The sequence below is a fragment of the Dyella subtropica genome (assembly GCF_026283965.1).
In the GTDB taxonomy this organism is placed as follows: domain Bacteria; phylum Pseudomonadota; class Gammaproteobacteria; order Xanthomonadales; family Rhodanobacteraceae; genus Dyella_D; species Dyella_D subtropica.
Window position 1 is genome coordinate 1 of record NZ_JAPDPD010000009.1, and the last position, 17,628, is coordinate 17,628.

Here is a 17,628-nt window from a genome sequence, read left to right on the forward strand (position 1 = left end):
GCCTGCGGCCCGGGCGTCGGCGAAGGCAGACTGGCTGTCTGTCGAGGCGGCGCCCGGGCCGCAGGCGAGCTGACACTGCGGCCCCAACATATGGATTCTAAAGGACGGGGTGATGTCCAGAAGGCTCGCGGTGCGTGCCGCGCGGCTTGGCAAGGCGGCCAGCCTTCCCTGTGCCACGCAACACGCACCGCGAGCCTTCTGGACATCATGCCGCCTACGTTGAATAGATCAGAGCATCCCTGACCCCATAGGCTCTTGCGGCTGCGATGAGCGCAGGGGTGAATGCGGAGATGTTCGCCGACGCGGTCCATGGGCGGCAAGGCAGCGGCTTCATGACTTCGTAAAACAGTGCAAATAGGTGACGTAAGGCGCTGAACCAGCGATTTGGCTTGACGCCACGACGGGCAGGCGGTAAACAGCAACGCACAACTGTCCGCCAAATGAGCGGGCAGTGGGTGGGCATCTTTTGCACGATTCTTTTCGTCCACATAGAGCCGACTGCCCTGCGCGGTCGGCTTTGTGTCTTACCTGAGCCTGGGGCGGGTCGCAGGGGGGTGTGTGAACTTGAACATAAGTGGAAATGGCCTGGCCGGTCTGAAGGTCATGGTGATCGACGATTCCAAAACCATCCGTCGTACGGCGGAGACCTTGCTGAAGAAAGAAGGTTGCGACGTACTCACGGCGGTCGATGGTTTCGAAGCGCTGGCCAAAATCTCAGACCAGAAGCCAGCCATCATCTTCGTGGACATCATGATGCCGCGCCTCGATGGTTATCAGACCTGCGCGCTCATCAAGAACAACCCACAATTCCGGTCCACGCCGGTGATCATGCTTAGTTCGAAAGACGGCCTGTTCGACAAGGCGCGTGGTCGCATCGTGGGCGCCGAACAATATCTGACCAAGCCGTTCACCCGAGACGAGCTGCTTGGTGCCATCCATCGTCATGTCAGCACGGTGTAAGACCGGCGACTACAGGGTCTGAGGGGGGCCTGTGGCCAATATTCTCATCATCGACGACTCGCCGACGGACGTGCGCGTGTTCACCACGCTGCTCGAACGTGCGGGACACAAGGTCGATTCCGTCGGCAATGCCGAAGAGGGCATCGAGCGCGTGCGCGCCGAGTTGCCTTCCTTGGTCATCATGGACGTGATCATGCCCGGCATGAACGGTTTCCAGGCCACGCGTACGCTTACGCGCGACCCGGTCACCAAGGATGTGCCGATCGTGATGATCACCACCAAGTCGATGGAGACCGACCGCGTATGGGGTCTTCGCCAGGGTGCCCGCGCCTTCATCACCAAGCCGGTGAACGAGAAGGAATTGCTGGCATGCATCAACGATCTGCTGCCCAATGCGGCTTGAGGCGACGATGAATCAGGCGATCGCCCTCACTCCGTTTGAAATCCTGGCCCGCTACGAGCGCCTGTCGCTGGTGCACGCCTCCGACACGCCGGAAAAGCTGGAGGCCCCGGGCCTGTGGCGCGGCATCGGCTATCGCGTGGGCAGCCGCCTGTTCGTCAGCGGCATCGACGAGATCAGCGAGTTGCTGGCCGTGCCGGTACTCACGTCCGTGCCCGGCACGCAGTCGTGGCTGCTTGGCGTGGCCAACGTGCGCGGCAACCTGGTGCCGGTGATCGACCTGGGCCGCTTCCTGTTCGGCGAGCGCACCCTCCATTCGGAGCGCAGCCGCCTGCTGGTGGTGCGCCAGGGTGCGGGCAACGTCGCCTTGCTGGTGGACGAAGTCTTCGGCCAGCGCACCGTGGACGCGGAGCAGCGCAGTTCGGCAGAACGTGAAGACGACCCGCGCCTGGCGCGGTTCGTCGAAGATCGTGTGGGAGAACCTCGGCTGGCAATATTCAGCATGGGACGTTTGGTGCGTGCACCGGACTTCCGTCAGGCCGCCGCCTGACGCGATAGCCGGAGTAGAGGTAGGACCGGTGCCGGGTGCGGCCGGGTGAGCGGTTTTCGGGGGCAACGTCCCAACCAGCGCCGGTATCTCCGGCGTGGTGTACACGGGTGAGGTGAACGAACATGAGCACTACAGGGGGCGTCGGCAAGGAACGGGGCTATACCGGCCTCATCGTCTTGCTGTTGGTCGCGATCGGTTTTGCGGCGCTGGATTTCTTCATGCTCAACGCGAAGAACAGCGAAGACCGCCAAGCCATTGCGCTGACGACACAGATCCAGGTGCTGTCGCAGCAGACGGCGAAATATGCCCTGGAGGCGTCCGACGGTAATGTGGACTCCTTCAAGGAACTGGAAACCAACCGCAACGCCATCGATTCGGCGGTGCAGCGGTTGAACAAGGGCGACACCAAGAGCGGCATGCAGGCGTATGCCGACAACAGCGCCACACCCGCCGGCCGCGCGGTGACCGCGCTGAGCAACGCGTGGAAGCAGCTGGACGCCGACATCGGCAAGATCCTCTCCAACAAGGCCCTGGTGCTCGACTCCGCCCAGCGCGCCGGCACCCTGGCGCGCGAACTGCCCCTGCTCAACTCGAGCATGGAGCAGGTGGTGAACATCCTGCAGCAGCGCGGCGGCAGCGCCGAGCAGACCTACACCTCCGCCCGTCAGATGCTGCTGGCCGACCGCATGATCCGCCGAGTGCAGGAAGTGCTGCAGGGTGGCGATGCCTCCCAGCCGGCGGCCGACGGTCTGGCTCGCGACGGTCAGCTCTACGGCAGCGTGCTCAAGGGTCTGCTCGAAGGCAACACCGAAGTCGGCGTGCGCTCCATGGGCGACGCCAACGCACGCAAGATCCTCACCGAGATGCAGTCCAAGTGGGGCGAGGTGCAGGACCCGGTCAGCAAGCTGGTCAGCGCGGCGGGCAACCTCACCGACGTGAAGCGCGCCGGCAACCAGGCCTCGCTGGATTCGCAGAACGTGCTGCTGCGCGCGAACGAACTCGCCGACCAGATCGGCAAACTGCCGTTGCGTCGCTTGTTCCCGAACGTGTGGTGGGGCGTGCTCGGCGCGATCGGTGCGGTGGCCTTCGCCCTCGTGCTCGTCGTGACCCTCGTGCGCGACCAGCGCCGCCGCTTCCAGGACTCCACCGAACTCAACCAGCGTAACCAGGAGGCCATCATGCGCCTGCTGGACGAAATGGGTTCGCTCGCCGAAGGTGACCTGACGGTCAAGACCACGGTGACGGAAGACATCACCGGCGCCATCGCCGACTCGGTGAACTACGCCATCGACGAGCTGCGCACCCTGGTGACTACCATCAACGAGACCTCCGAGCAGGTGTCGTCGTCCGCCCAGGAAACGCAGACCACCGCGCGCCACCTGGCCGACGCGGCGCAGAGCCAGGCGGCCCGCATCAGCACGGCGACCTCGGCGATCAACCAGATCGCCAGCTCGATGGATAACGTGTCCAAGGATTCCGCCGAATCGGCCGACGTGGCCGAGCGCTCGGTGAAAATCGCTTCGCACGGCGCCGAAGTGGTGCGCGAGACGATCTCGGGCATGGACTCCATCCGCGACCAGATCCAGGAAACGTCCAAGCGCATCAAGCGCCTGGGTGAGTCGTCGCAAGAGATCGGCTCCATCGTGGAACTGATCAACGACATTGCCGAGCAGACCAACATCCTCGCCTTGAACGCGGCCATCCAGGCGGCCTCGGCCGGTGAGGCAGGCCGCGGTTTCGCGGTGGTGGCGGACGAAGTGCAGCGACTCGCCGAACGTTCGGCGAGCGCGACCAAGCGAATCGAAACGCTGGTGCAGGCGATTCAGTCCGACACCAACGAAGCGGTGAACTCGATGGAGCAGACCACCGCGGAAGTGGTGGCCGGTGCCCGCAAGGCGGAAGACGCCGGCAGCGCGCTGGGCGACATCGAGCGCGTGTCGCATGACTTGTCCGCGCTGATTCAAAACATCTCCACCGCGGCGCGTCAGCAGTCGGTGGCGGCGACGGACATCTCGCAGTCGATGAACGCGATTCAGGAAATCACTTCGCAGACCTCGCAGGGCGCGAGCCAGACGGCCGACTCGATCGGTTACCTGGCGCAGCTGGCCAGCGATCTGCGTCGTTCAGTAGCGCACTTCAAGCTGCCCGGTTAAGAGAGTCGGGCAGCTTGTTGAAACAACGATGTGAACCTGCTCGATGCCATCTCGATGCCATGGGGCGGGTTCAATGACAGGGGGGCAACCTCGACGGTTGCGTGACGCACGTTGCGTGGCCGCTGAGATAGGCGCATGAGACTTCAAGACCACATCGATTTCACCACCCTGCAGTGGGTCAAGCCCGAGCTCGACGAGACTCTGGCGATGGCCCGCGAGGCGCTGGAGTCCTACGTCGACAACCCGGGCAACCGCGCGGTCATGCGCAAGTGCGCCGACAGCCTGCATCAAGTGCAGGGCACCCTGCGCATGGTCGAGCTGTATGGGGCCGCGCTGGTCGCCGAGGAGATGGAAACACTCGCCATCTCCCTGCTCGAGGACCACGTCGCCCAGCGCGAGGATGCCTATGCCGCGATGATGCGCGGCCTGATGCAGCTGCCCGATTACCTGGAGCGTCTGTCCAGCGGGCATCGCGACGTGCCGGTGGTGTTGCTGCCGCTGCTCAACGACTTGCGCGCCAGTCGCGGCCAGCAGGCGCTGCACGAATCCGCGCTGTTCTCGCCCAATCTCGAAGTCGTGCTGCCCGACAACGCGCCGGCCGCGATGAACGCGGACGAGGCCGAGCGTCAGCATGGCCAGATCGCCGAGCTGCGTCTGCGCTTCCAGCAACAACTGTTGGCATGGTTCCGTGGCCAGTCGCCGGAACAGCAGCTTGCCGCCATGGGGCAGACCCTCGACGGCATCGCCGCGCGCTGCCATAGCGTGCCCGGCCGCCGTTTGTGGTGGATCGCCGCCGGTGTGCTGGAAGGCCTGCAGCAGGGTGTATTGAAGAGTCAGGCGGGCGAAGTGCGCCAGCTGATCGGCAAGGTCGATCGCAGCATCCGCCACCTGATCGAACACGGCGAATCCAGCATGCGTGGCGGCGACGCCGACGAACTGGCGCGCAAGCTGCTCTACGTGGTCGCACAGTCCAAGCAGCGTAGCCCGCGCATGGTGCAACTGGGCCAGACCTACGGCCTCGATGCGCTACTGCCCGGTGCCGGCGAACTGGAGCATGCACGCGGCTCCATGTCCGGCCACAACCGCGCCTTGCTCGACTCCGTGTCGAAGGCGCTCAAGGACGATCTGCTGCGCGTGAAAGAAGCGCTGGATCTGTTCCTGCGCCAGAGCGACTCCGATCCGGCGCAGCTCACCCAACAAACGGAAGTGCTGGAGCGCGTCGGCGACACGCTCGGCATGCTGGCGCTCGGCGTGCCGCGCCGCGTGGTCAACGAACAGCGCCGCGTGCTGGACGAAGTCGCCAATCGCATGCGCGCGCCCGACGAAGATCTGCTGCTCGACGTGGCCGGTGCGCTGCTCTACGTCGAAGCCTCGCTGGACGATCACATCGAAAGCCTGGGTGCCGACGAGGGCTACGTCAGCGAAGCGCCCGCCAGCATGATGCCGCGTAGCGAGGCCCGCCACATCCTCGCCACGCTGATGCAGGAGGCGACCGCCAACACCGGCAAGGTGAAGGACGCCATCGTCGCCTTCGTCGAATCCGGCTGGCAGCACCAGGAGCTGATCGACGCCCCCGGCCACATGGACGAAGTGGCCGGCGCACTGCGCATGCTCACCGCACCGCGTCCCGCCGAGCTGGCCGAAGGCATCGGCCGTTTCATCGGCAACGAACTGCTCAGCGACCGCCGCGTGCCGACCAGCTCGCAGATGGATCACCTGGCCGATGCGCTGGCCGCGCTGGAGTACTACCTGGAAGCCGCACGCGAACATCGCGGCGGGCTGGAACATATCCTCGACGTCGCCGAGCACAGCCTCAATACGCTCGGCTACTGGCCGCCACCGCCAGCGCGCACCGTGCTGGCGAGCGATGAAGCCGCCGCGCCCGCGCCGGCCGCCGCCCCGTTCATGGCCCACGAGTTCGCCGGTGAGCTGGAACTCACGGACACCGTCAGCCTAGCCGCCGGCCCCGACCTGAGCAGCCTGGTGGTCGGCGAAAGCGTTACGCCGACGCCGTTCGCGCACGATCTGGGCGGGCTGCGCCTGGTCAGCACCGAGCACGTCACGCCGCAGACCAGCAGCGACGAAGGCGACTGGATCGAAGTCGAAGAGGAGATCGTCGAGCAAGTGCCGGTCAGCGGTGCCTCTGGTGCCGATGCGGGCTTCGAGCTCAGTGCGGAAGGTATCGACGACGACATCCGCGAGATCTTCCTCGAAGAAATGCAGGAAGAGATCGACAACCTGCGCACCGCCCAGCAAGCGTGGCTGGCCGATCCGCAGCAGATCGCGGCGCTGACCCCGATTCGCCGCTCCTTCCACACGCTCAAGGGCTCCGGCCGCCTGGTGGGCGCCTCGATGCTGGGTGAGTACGCGTGGAAGATCGAGAACATGCTTAACCGCGTGCTCGATCAATCCATCGCGCCGAACGAGAACGTGCAGGCGCTGATCGGTCAAGCCATCGAAGCGCTGCCGCCGTTGCGCGCCGCGCTGATGGGCGAGGGCATGCCCAGCGTGCCGCTGGCCGCCATCATGGAAACGGCCGATCGCCTGTCGGCCGGCCAAGAGAACGCCAGCATCGCCGATCACGCGCCGGCCGCGACCGAAACCGTACGTCGTATCGTGAAGCGCCGCGTGCCGCGTCTGGACGCCGCCGTCGACGCGATCCCCGCCGCCAGCCTGGCCTCGATCGAGACCTCGCCGGCACCGGTCGTGGCGCCCGTGCTCGAAACGATCGCCGAACCGGTGATGCCGCCGGTGGACCCGGTGCTGCTGGAAATCCTGCGCAGCGAAGTCGCCCAATACCTGCAGACCATCCGTCACGCGATCAACCGCGTGCATGGCGAACTGCGCGTGGACGACGGCCTGCTGCGCGCCGTGCATACCCTGCACGGCGCCATCGCCATGGTCGATATTGCGTTGCTGACCCAGCTGCTGTCGCCGCTGGAAAGCCTGCTCAAGCGTCTGCGCGCGGCGGGCGAGCCGCTCTCCGTGGAGGGCGTGAGCCTGCTCGGCAAGAGCGCCGATGCGGTCGACCACATCATGACCCAGTTCGACGTCGAGCATCCGGTGCTGCCGGATCTCGATGCATTGATCCAGCGCATCGTCGAGCTGCGCGACGGCCAGCCCGAGCCGCAAGTAGCGCACGTGGTGTTCGAAGCTTACGCCGACGACCTGTCGCACGCCGAGGCCGTGGCGGACCAAGGCGCGCTGGCCGCGGCACTCGATGCCGCCATGCCCGTGGCTGTCGCCGACCACGCACCGGCCGACCACGCACCCGCCGAACCGGCCGCCGCCGCGTCCTCGCACAGCGAGGTCCCTGCGGACGAATTCACGGCGGAACTGATGGCCGTGCTAGGCGAGTTCGACGCGGAGGCCGGCGTGCCGGACACGCTCGATGTCGACCACGAAGCCTTGCAAGATTCCGTGGCCGCCACACCTGCCGCACCCGCCCCACAAGAGAGCGAGGACGACTTCGCTGCGCTATACGCCGATCTGCTCGACGAGCCGGTTGAATCGGTCGAGCCGGTCGTCGAGCACGAGGCGCCAGCGGTTGAAACCGCAGAGCCTGAAGTTGCAGAGCCCGACGTCGTAGAGCCCGACGTCGTAGAGCTTGAAGTTGCAGAGCCCGAGGTCGCGGCGCTTGAAGTCGCTGCGCCCGAAGTTGCACTGCCAGAAATCGCAGCACCCGAAATCGCAGCGCCTCAAATCGCAGAGCCCGAAGTTGCAGAGCTTGAAATCGCTTCGCCCGAAGTCGCAGAGCCCGAAATCGCTGAGCTTGAAATCGCAGAGCCCGAAGTCGCAGAGCCCGAAGTCGCAGAGCCCGAAATCGCAGAGCATCGCGAAGACGCCACGCCGTTCGTCACAGCGCCTCACGATGCGGATGCATTCATCGAATTCGCAGCTTTCGAAGCACCGCTGGCGCCGCTCGACACCGAGACGCTGCACCACGTCGAAACGCCAGCGGACGTGCCTGCACCGGTAGCACACGAACTGCATGCCGCGCCGGTCGAAGAAGCCCCTGCGCACTCCGCGCCGGTTGAATCTGCGCCGGTGGAATCCGAACACGTGGCGACCGATTTGGCCGAGCACGAGCCCGAACCGGCGCACAGCGAGTACGCGGCCACCTGGACCAACAGCACGATCGATCCCGATCTGCTGGAAATCTTCATCGAAGAAGCGCGCGAGATTCTCGATCACTCCGACAGCGCCCTGGCGCAATGGCGTGCCGAGCCGACCGAACTCGAACACATGGCGAGCGTGCAGCGCGATCTGCACACGCTCAAGGGCGGTGCGCGTATCGCCGGCATGGTGCCGGTGGGCGATCTCACCCACGCCATCGAAACCCTGCTGGAAAGCCCGGTGGGCCGCGACCCGGCACGCGTCGGCGATTTGATCGGCGCGCTGGAATCCGGCTTCGACCAACTCCACGTGCTGGTGCAGCGCGTATCGCAAGGCCGCGGCATCGAATACCCGCAGGCCATGATCGACCGCTTCCTCGGCATGGCCGGCGAAACGAGGGGCACCGAAGGGCAGCACGCACCGGCCGCCCTGGCCGAGCCGATCGATCTGCCCGAACTGCTGCCGGAAGAGGGCCAGCAGGACGACACGCGCGCGCCGCAGGAACAGATCCGCGTTCGCGCCGAACTGCTCGACACGCTCGTCAACCATGCCGGCGAGGTAGCGATCTACCGTTCGCGCCTCGAACAGCAGGTGGCGGGCTACCGCTTCAACCTGGTCGAGCTGGACACGACCGTGCAGCGTCTGCGCAGCCAGCTGCGCATGATGGAAATCGAAACCGAAGCGCAGATCATCGCGCGCTTCCAGCGCGAGCATCGCGAAGCCGGCTTGTCGGTGTTCGACCCGCTCGAGCTGGACCGTTACTCGCAGCTGCAGCAGTACTCGCGTGCCCTGGCCGAGTCGGTGTCCGACCTTGTGTCGATTCAGAGCATGCTGGACGACCTGACGCGCCAGGCGGAAACCCTGCTGCTCCAGCAGTCGCGCGTCAGCTCCGAACTGCAAGACGGCTTGCTGCGCACGCGCATGCTGCCGTTCGACACCATGGTGCCCAACCTTCGCCGCACCTTGCGCCAGGCCGCGCAAGAGCAGGGCAAGGGTGCCCAGTTGTTCGTGGAAGGCGCCCACGGCGAAATGGACCGCAACCTGCTCGACCGCATCAAGGCGCCGTTCGAGCACATGCTGCGCAATGCAGTGGCCCACGGCATCGAGTCGCCGGAAGAACGCCGCCTGGCGGGCAAGCCGGAAGAAGGCTCGGTGCGCATCCGCGTGGCGCGCGAAGCCACCGAGGTGGTGGTGCGCGTCACCGACGACGGCCGTGGCCTGGACCGCGAGGCCGTGCGCAAGCGCGGCATCGAGCGTGGCCTGATTCGTGCCGACGCCAGGCCTAGCGACGACCAGCTGCTTGCCCTGATCACCCAGCCCGGCTTCTCCACCGCCAGCAGCATCACCCAGCTGGCCGGCCGCGGTGTAGGCATGGACGTGGTCGCCAACGAGATCAAGCAGCTCGGCGGCTCGCTCGCTATCGAATCGCAACAAGGCCAAGGCACCACGTTTGTGCTGCGCCTGCCGTTCACGCTCGCCGTGACCCAGGCCATCCTGGTGCGCATCGGCGAAGCGACCTTCGCTATCCCAATGACCTCGGTGCAGGGCGTGGCGCGCATCAGCCCGTCCGAACTCGCCGAGCGCCTGGCCGACCCGGAGCCCTCGTTCCAATACGGTGGCGAGCAGTACGGCATTCACGACCTGGCCGAATTGCTTGGCATCCAGCCGGGCCATCCAGGCGACGAACAGCTACCGCTGTTGCTGACCCGTGCCGGCGACCTGCGTGCCGCGATTCGCATCGACGCCGTGATCGGCTCGCGCGAAATCGTGGTGAAGTCGGTCGGCCCGCAGATCAGCTCGGTGCCGGGCATCCTCGGCGCCACCATCATGGGTGATGGCTCGGTGCTGATCATTCTCGATCTCGCCCCGCTGGTGCGTCACGGCATCGTGCGCCGCCAGGAGCGCCTCGCCGAAGGCCTCAGCGCCGTGCAGGCGCCGGTGGTGGAAGAAGTGCGCGTACGGCCGCTGGTCATGGTGGTCGACGACTCCATCACCATGCGCAAAGTCACCGGCCGCGTGCTGGAGCGCCACGAGTACGAAGTCAGCACCGCGAAGGACGGCGTGGATGCGGTGGAGAAACTCCACGATCGCGTGCCGGACCTGATGCTGCTCGACATCGAGATGCCTCGCATGGACGGTTTCGAACTCGCCACGCACATGAAGGCGGACCCGCGCCTGCGCGGCGTGCCGATCATCATGATCACCTCGCGTACCGGCGACAAACACCGCCAGCGCGCGTTCGACATCGGCGTGGATCGCTACCTGGGCAAGCCGTATCAGGAAGCCGAACTGCTGATGCAGATCAGCGAGGTGCTGGAACAACGCGCCATGCAAGATCAGACCACGGAGTCGGCCCATGGCTGAATCGGCACCGGCAGTCGCACTGCTGTTTGATGATGCGGAGCTGGGTGCCCACTTGCGCGAAGCCTTGCGCGAGCGCGGAGCACGGATCGTCCACGAAGGCACGCTTGCCACGCTGAGCCGCGACGTGCTGCTCGGCGCCGGTGCGCAAGTCGTCGTAGTGAACCTGGACGACGATGCCGACGATGCCATGGATCACCTGTACGAGGTGATCGACGGCAACCACCCGCGCGTGGTGTTCAACGACGCGCAGGCCAGCCGCAAACTCGGCGGCTGGGACCGCGCCCGCTGGGCACGTCACCTCGCCGTGAAAGTGCTCGCCGAGGGCGACATCGACCCGCCGCGCCCACTCAACGCACCAACCTTCGCTCCCCCCGAACCCGCAGCCGTAGGAGCGCACTCTGTGCGCGAAAACCCTGCGGAGCAGGGTTCGGTTGTGCCCGATCTCCCTCAGAACGACATCAACGCACCAACCGCCTCCACGCCACCTGTAGGAGCGCACCCTGTGCGCGAAAACCCTACGGAGCAAGATTCCCTAACGGTTGATCGCCCACAAGGTGGGCTCCTACCCACAGAGCCCGAGCCCACACCCCCATCCGAAGCTCTGCTGGCATCAGCCCACGACCACGCCATCGAAGAATCCGAAACCCTCGCGGCCGAACTGGAAGCCCTGCTTGCCGCCGCCGAAGGTGCGCCCGCCGACGACGAATTCGGCGGCGGTCTGAACTACGCCATCGGCGAGACCCCGCCGGCACTGCACGACGGCCATTTCGGTCCCGACAACCTCATGACGCAGGGACCGGCGCCGATACCGCCGGTGCCGGCCAGCGGCGACCCACGCCCAGCTTTTCAGCTCGACCACATGGCGCTGACGCCGCTGGACGAAGAGTTCCTGTCGCAGGTGGACATCCCCATCACCGTAGAAAAAGTGCCGGCCGCGCAAGCGCTGCACAGCGGCTGGGCGCTGGTCGACGACGACGACGCGCCGACGGCGGAGACTCACCCGGTCGAGAAGAACTTCGGCATCGAGAAAGTGAGCGCGGCAGACTACCTCGCGCCGGAAGGCGGCAGCCAGGAGGAGTCGATCATCCACGCTGGCATGAGCCTGGAGCTGGTCTCGATGGAGGAAGCCATCGCGCCGCAAAATTTCGAACACGGCCATGAAATGCAGCTCGGCGAACTGGAGTCCGCGCTCGGGCGCGTGCTGCTGCTCGGCGCCGCCAACGACAGCACCGATTCGGTCTGCGCCTTTCTGGCCGCGTTGCCGGCCAACCTGCGCATGACCGTCTTGCACACCCAGCACCAGGGCACCACCACGGTCGAAGCACTGGCCGAACGTTTGGCCGCCCATTCGGCGCTGCCCGTGCGCATCGCCAATCACGGCATGCGCGCCCGCACCGGCGAAGTACTGCTGGTGCCCGCCAGCCGGCAAGTGCGCCTGCTGCGCGATGGCAGCGTCGAATCCGAAGCGATCGAACCGTCGTCGTTCCAGAACCCGTCCATCGACGCCAGCTTCACCGCCGCCGCCAACGTCTTCGGCCGCGACGCTGTGGCCATTGTCTTCGCCGGCAATGCCACCGACGCGGTGGCAGGCGCACAGGCTGTGCATGACCGCGGCGGCAGGGTGTGGGTGGAACACGCTGAAGGCGATCACTACGCCGACATGGTGCATGGCGTCGAGGCTGAGCGCTTAGACGGTTTTTCAGGCACGCCAATCGAATTGGCGGCACGTTTGGTTGAGGAATTCAGGGTGGAGGCACAGCGATGAGCGAGCAACCGTTACCGCGCGAAATTCGCTGCGTACTCGTGCCAGTAGGCAACCTGCGCCTGCTGCTACCCAACGCCACCGTGGCCGAAGTCATCACCCAGCCCACACCTGAGCCAGTGGAAAACGCACCGGCTTGGTTACTCGGCCGCATCGCCTGGCGCGGCTGGCGCGTGCCGCTCGTGTCCTTCACCAAACTCGCCGGCGCGGAAGAGGGCGATGCCGCACTCAGCGTCCGCGTCGCCGTACTCAAGGCCCTCACCGGCCATCCCAAACTCCCGTTCGTCGCCGTGGTCACGCAGGGCTTCCCCCGCCTCACCACCCTCAACGCCGAACTCATCATCCCCACCCACGACGGCACGCCGCTGCCGCCGGGCGTCAAAGCCGAAGTGCTGGTGCGCGATGACGTGGCGGTGATTCCGGATTTGGAAGGGATTGAGGAGCAGTTGGTGGAGTTGCTCGATCTCGCGAGCTAAACGTCACGGCGCATCCGCAACGTTGTCGTAGGTTGGGGTGAGCGTAAGCAAACCCCAGCGTTCATCACGCTGCGAGCGAAATCGCCGTGAGCTACGAAGCCGGCGAAGACTGCAACAAGCATCTCGGAAAAGCGGGGGGGTAGTTAGTTTTGCTTAACTATCCTCGCCCCGCTTTCCCGTGGTTATATTTTTAGGATAAGGCGTTTATGGATATGCGGTTGATACGCTTCGCGGCATTATTCTTGATTGGGGTGGTGTTTTCATTTGTGGCGTTGGGGGTGCGTGCTGGGCATGCGCCCATCATTTTCTACAATGTACCCAATTGGTACAGCGGCGGATGGGATCAAATTAGGTACAAAACACCTTATGACGCATTTGCTATTGAGTGGAATATCCATGCGCCCTACTGTGCTAATGGAAATTTAGCTTGGAGGCTAACCGATGTTCGGGTATTTCATGCCGAAGGATATGAGGATGGTGCCTTGTATGACGCAGGCATGGATACTTATAACTATGATTCCTGTAGCTTTTTTGGGCATTCGTCATCTGTGGCAGATGCTAGGAGGTTTGCCAACTGTGGCAATCCCAATAGCAGCACCTACTCTCCGGACGAATATCCCGGCAGTCGATGCCCGGATTTAGCCATTGATCCCAATAAAGGACGAGGGTTTCCCGATTGCCCGTGTAAGCTTAAGGGTGACCCGGTCAACCCATCGACCGGCAATAAATTCGAGGTCGACGAGGTTTATCGGGGTGTTGGTAGCTTCCCTGTCGACTTCAAGCTGGCCTACAACAACGCCTACGCAAACTCCCCCGTGCTGGCGCCCAATCAGCTCTTCTTTGGTGCGCGCCGCAATCACAGCTATCAGATGAGCATTACGCTGGCGAGCAACAGCGTTCTTACCTCGGCGTATGTGCTGCGCCCGGATGGCAAACTGTATGGCTTCGACAGGCAGGGCAACAACTGGGTCGGCGATCCGGATGTTTCGGACCGGCTGGCGGCGACCTACGATACGACTGGCGCCGTCACCAGCTGGGTGTACACCACCGCGGACGGACAACAGGAGCAATACAACGCCGCAGGGCGACTGGCGTCGATTCAGCGCCGCGATGGCCAGGCGCAAGTCCTGACCTATGACGCGAACGGCCGGCTCTCATCGATCGCCGATCCGCAGGGCCGAAGCCTCCTGTTCTTCTACGACGCGAACGGGCGCGCCCAGCGCCTGCAAGACCCCAGCGGCGGAAGCTATCAGTTCGCCTATGACGCCAGCGGCAACCTGACGGACATCACCTTCCCCGATACGCACGTCAAGCACTTCATTTACGGCGAGAACGACGGCACCACCAACCTGGCCGGCCCGTACGACCAGACCGGCGTCGTGGATGAGGCCAACACGCGCATCGGTACGACGCGCTATGCCAGGTCAGGCGCCGTGACGGCGACGTTGGGGCCGAACGGTGTGGATACCACCAGCTTTAGCTATGCCATCAATGCCGCCGCTTCGGGGGATACCTACACGGTCACCGATGCGCTTGGCGCGGCCGAGACCACCTCGGTCATCTACATGTACGGCATCAGTAAGCCGGTGGCCGTGAGTAAGACGTGTGCCGGCTGCCAAACCCAAACCACGTCGTATGCCTACGATGCCAATGGTCGGCTTTCCTCGACGACCGATGCGAATGGGCGCGTCACCGCCACGACCTTCGATGCCAATGGCTTGTTGACGCACGCCGTGGAGGCGCAGGGAACAACCGAACAGCGCACCAGCGATACCGTTTGGGATACGTCGCTGCGACTGCCTTTGCAGCGGGACACGAAGGACGCCCAAGGCGTAGTCATGGCCCGGACGGGTTGGGTCTACAACGCCAACGGCCAGCCGCTCGCCCGTTGCGACATCGATCCAGCGCTGGCCGGCAGCTACGCCTGCGCCGCCACCGGCACGGTTCCCACCGGCGTCCGCCGCTGGACGTACACCTATTGCGCCGCCATCGACAGTACCCAGTGCCCGCTGGTCGGCCTGCTGCTGAGCACCACCGGCCCACGCACCGACCTCGCCAGCACGACGAGCTACAGCTACTACCTCAGCTCCGACGAATCCGGTTGCGGCATCACCGGCGGGGCCTGCCACCGCGCGGGCGATCTCTACCAAGTCACCGACGCCCTCGGCCACGTGACCACGCTGGTGGCGTACGACAAGAGCGGCCGGGTGGTGCGCCAGAAAGACAGCAACGGCGTTCTCACCGACCTGACCTATCACTCGCGTGGCTGGCTGCTCACCCGCACCGTACGCGCCAACGCCGACGGTTCCACCTCGGCGAACGATGCGGTGACGCAGATCGGCTACACACCGTACGGCGCGGTCGCCTCGATCACCGACCCTGACGGCGTGATCGTCAGCACCACCTACGACGCGGCGCATCGCCTGACCCGCCTCACTGATGCTCTTGGCAACTACGTGCAGTACACGCTGGACGCCGCCGGCAACAAGACGGCCGAGCAGGTGTATGACAGCGGCGGCACCCTGCGTAAGAGCCTGTCGCGCAGCTACAACACCCTGGGTCAACTCACCGGCCTCACCGACGGCCTGAGCCACACCGTCTTCAACGCCAGCTTCACCGACAGCTACGACGCCAACGGCAACCTGGTGCACAGCGCCGACGCGCTGGGCATCCAGCGCAAGCAAGGCTACGACGGTCTCAACCGCCTGGTCAGCACGCTGGACAACTACAACGGCACCGACAGCGCCACCCAGAACACCCAGAGCGTGTTCGCCTACGACGCGCGCGACCAGCTGCTGGGCGTGGGTGATCCGGACGGCCTCAACACCACCTACGACTACGACGGCCTGAGCAACCCCAAGGCCGTGCACAGCCCGGATACCGGCACCACGGCGTACGTGGTCGATGCCGCCGGCAACCGCGCGCAGCAGACCGACGCCAAGGGCAATGTCAGCACGTCCAGCTACGACGCGCTCAACCGCCGCCTCGCCACCACCTACACCGACCCCACGCTCAACGTCAGCTACACCTACGACGAGGCCAACAGTGTCACCGGGTGCAGCAGTTCGTCTCCGGTCGGCCGCCTGACGCGGGTGACCGAGAACGCCGTGACCACCGTGTTCTGCTACGACGCGCGCGGCAATGTCATTCAGAAGCGCCAGGTGCAGTCCACGCAGACCGACGTGACCCAGTACAGCTACACCCTGGGGGATCGCCTGAGCAGCGTCATCGCGCCGAGCACCACCACCACGCAGTACACGCGCGATGGCGCCGGGCGGGTCACCACCGTGACGGTCACCCCGCCAGGCACGGCGGCCGGCACGGCCGTCAGCGGCATCACCTATCTGCCGTTCGGTCCGATCGCCAGCTACACCCTGGGCAACGGCCAGACCGTCACGCGCAGCTACGACGCCAACTACGCGCTGACCGACGTCGTCAGCCCGGCGCTCAACCTGCACTTCGCCCGCGACGCGATGGGTAACCCCACCGCGTTGGGTAATGCCCCTGGCGCCAACCCCGCCACCGAGAGCTACAGCTACGACCCGTTGTACCGCCTCACCGGCGTCAACAACGCCAGTGGTGCCGCGATCGAGGCGTACACCTACAGCAAGACCGGGGATCGGTTGAGCAAGACCGCCAGCGGCTTGGCCACCGGCACGTACGGCTACCAGAGCGGCACGCACTGGCTGACCAGTATCGGTAGTGGTGCGCGCAGCTATGACGCCAATGGCAACACCACCGGCAGTGCGGCGGGTGGCGACACCTGGGGCTATGGCTACAACGGCCGCAACCGGATGACGGTGGTGCAGCGCAATGGGCAGACCGTCGCTACCTACAGCTACAACGCGCTGGGGCAGCGCATCGGCAAGAGCGTGACGTTCCCGCAGGTGGTCAGTCAGCGGTTTGCGTATGACGAGAGTAGCCAGCTGATTGGCGAGTACGGCACCACCAATCGCGACTACATCTGGTTGGGTGATCTGCCGGTGGCGGTGGTCGACACCGCAGGCACCACCAGCACGGTGAGTTATGTGCATGCGGATGGGCTCAATACGCCGCGTGCGATCACGGATGCGACGGGTGCCGCCATCTGGCAGTGGAGCTACCAGGGCAATCCGTTTGGCGAGCAGCAACCGACAAGCAGCAGCGGCTACGTCTTCAATCCACGTTTCCCGGGGCAGTACTTCGACGTCGAATCTGGGCTGTTGAATTGGGGCTTCAGGAGCTACGAAGCGGCGGCTGGTCGTTCACCACAGAGCGACCCAACCGGGCTCGGCGGTGGGCTGAGCACCTACGCGTACGTTGCAAATACCCCTCTGAATGGCATAGACCCCCTTGGACTCGCTTGCAACGTTAGAGGATGCTGGAACACTCCACAGGAGACGGCGTTTGCGGCTGCCGGAGACTATCGCTCCTATTACCGAGCGGCATGTGCTGGTCACGATCCATACGCCTGCCGAGCCGGCGAAGTGGCTGCGAACGCGAATGTGCCCGGCATTAGAGGTCCATTGACGCACATCACAAATTACAAGCTAGAGCGCTCGATTCGTGAACATTTACCCCCTATGCCGTGCGACCTTTCCCAAGCCCTTGTTGACGAAGCGATGGATGGGATTCGACAGGATCTTGCAATAGCACGGGTGGATAGCCTTAGAAGGGCAACCGAGGACAATCCGCTGATGGTGAAGAAAGGGCTTATTAGCCGCTTTCACCATCGCGTTTTTGCAAGACACGGCGCTTCCGAAGACGTTTTCGGGGGAGATACATGGGACAAAATTCACGGGGCGGCAATCTCCGAGTTCTTCGGCGACCGGTACGAATGGTGCGACGCGCCTGCATGCACACAATAA

At 64.7% G+C, this 17,628-nt stretch carries 8 protein-coding genes; all 8 read left to right on the forward strand.

Annotated elements, in window-relative coordinates:
- The first annotated feature begins 603 nt into the window (after positions 1-603).
- Positions 604-960 carry a twitching motility response regulator PilG gene (gene pilG, locus OUZ45_RS09260; RefSeq protein ID WP_199535991.1) on the forward strand — a complete coding sequence of 119 codons (357 nt, stop codon included), beginning with the start codon at positions 604-606 and terminating at the stop codon, positions 958-960.
- A 31-nt stretch (positions 961-991) separates the two neighbouring features.
- The gene (locus OUZ45_RS09265) at positions 992-1,363 is read left to right on the forward strand and encodes a response regulator (RefSeq protein WP_266169703.1); all 372 of its coding nucleotides are present in this window, start codon (positions 992-994) and stop codon (positions 1,361-1,363) included.
- 7 nt (positions 1,364-1,370) lie between these two features.
- Positions 1,371-1,910: a chemotaxis protein CheW gene (locus OUZ45_RS09270; RefSeq protein WP_266169704.1), complete on the forward strand. Its 540-nt coding sequence runs from the start codon at positions 1,371-1,373 to the stop codon at positions 1,908-1,910.
- Positions 1,911-2,032: 122 nt separating this feature from the next.
- Positions 2,033-4,063 carry a methyl-accepting chemotaxis protein gene (locus OUZ45_RS09275; RefSeq protein WP_266169705.1) on the forward strand — a complete coding sequence of 677 codons (2,031 nt, stop codon included), beginning with the start codon at positions 2,033-2,035 and terminating at the stop codon, positions 4,061-4,063.
- Between the two features lie 135 nt (positions 4,064-4,198).
- Positions 4,199-10,543, forward strand: coding sequence for an Hpt domain-containing protein (locus tag OUZ45_RS09280; protein WP_266169706.1), 6,345 nt, complete (start codon positions 4,199-4,201; stop codon positions 10,541-10,543).
- Complete coding sequence (locus tag OUZ45_RS09285; protein ID WP_266169707.1) at positions 10,536-12,308, forward strand: chemotaxis protein CheB; 1,773 nt, start codon at positions 10,536-10,538, stop codon at positions 12,306-12,308. Before OUZ45_RS09280 ends, OUZ45_RS09285 begins: the two co-directional genes overlap by 8 nt.
- Positions 12,305-12,781 (forward strand): chemotaxis protein CheW, encoded by a 477-nt coding sequence (locus tag OUZ45_RS09290; RefSeq protein WP_266169710.1) that lies wholly within the window; start codon positions 12,305-12,307, stop codon positions 12,779-12,781. Before OUZ45_RS09285 ends, OUZ45_RS09290 begins: the two co-directional genes overlap by 4 nt.
- 497 nt (positions 12,782-13,278) lie before the next feature.
- Positions 13,279-17,628 (forward strand): RHS repeat-associated core domain-containing protein, encoded by a 4,350-nt coding sequence (locus OUZ45_RS09295; protein WP_266169712.1) that lies wholly within the window; start codon positions 13,279-13,281, stop codon positions 17,626-17,628.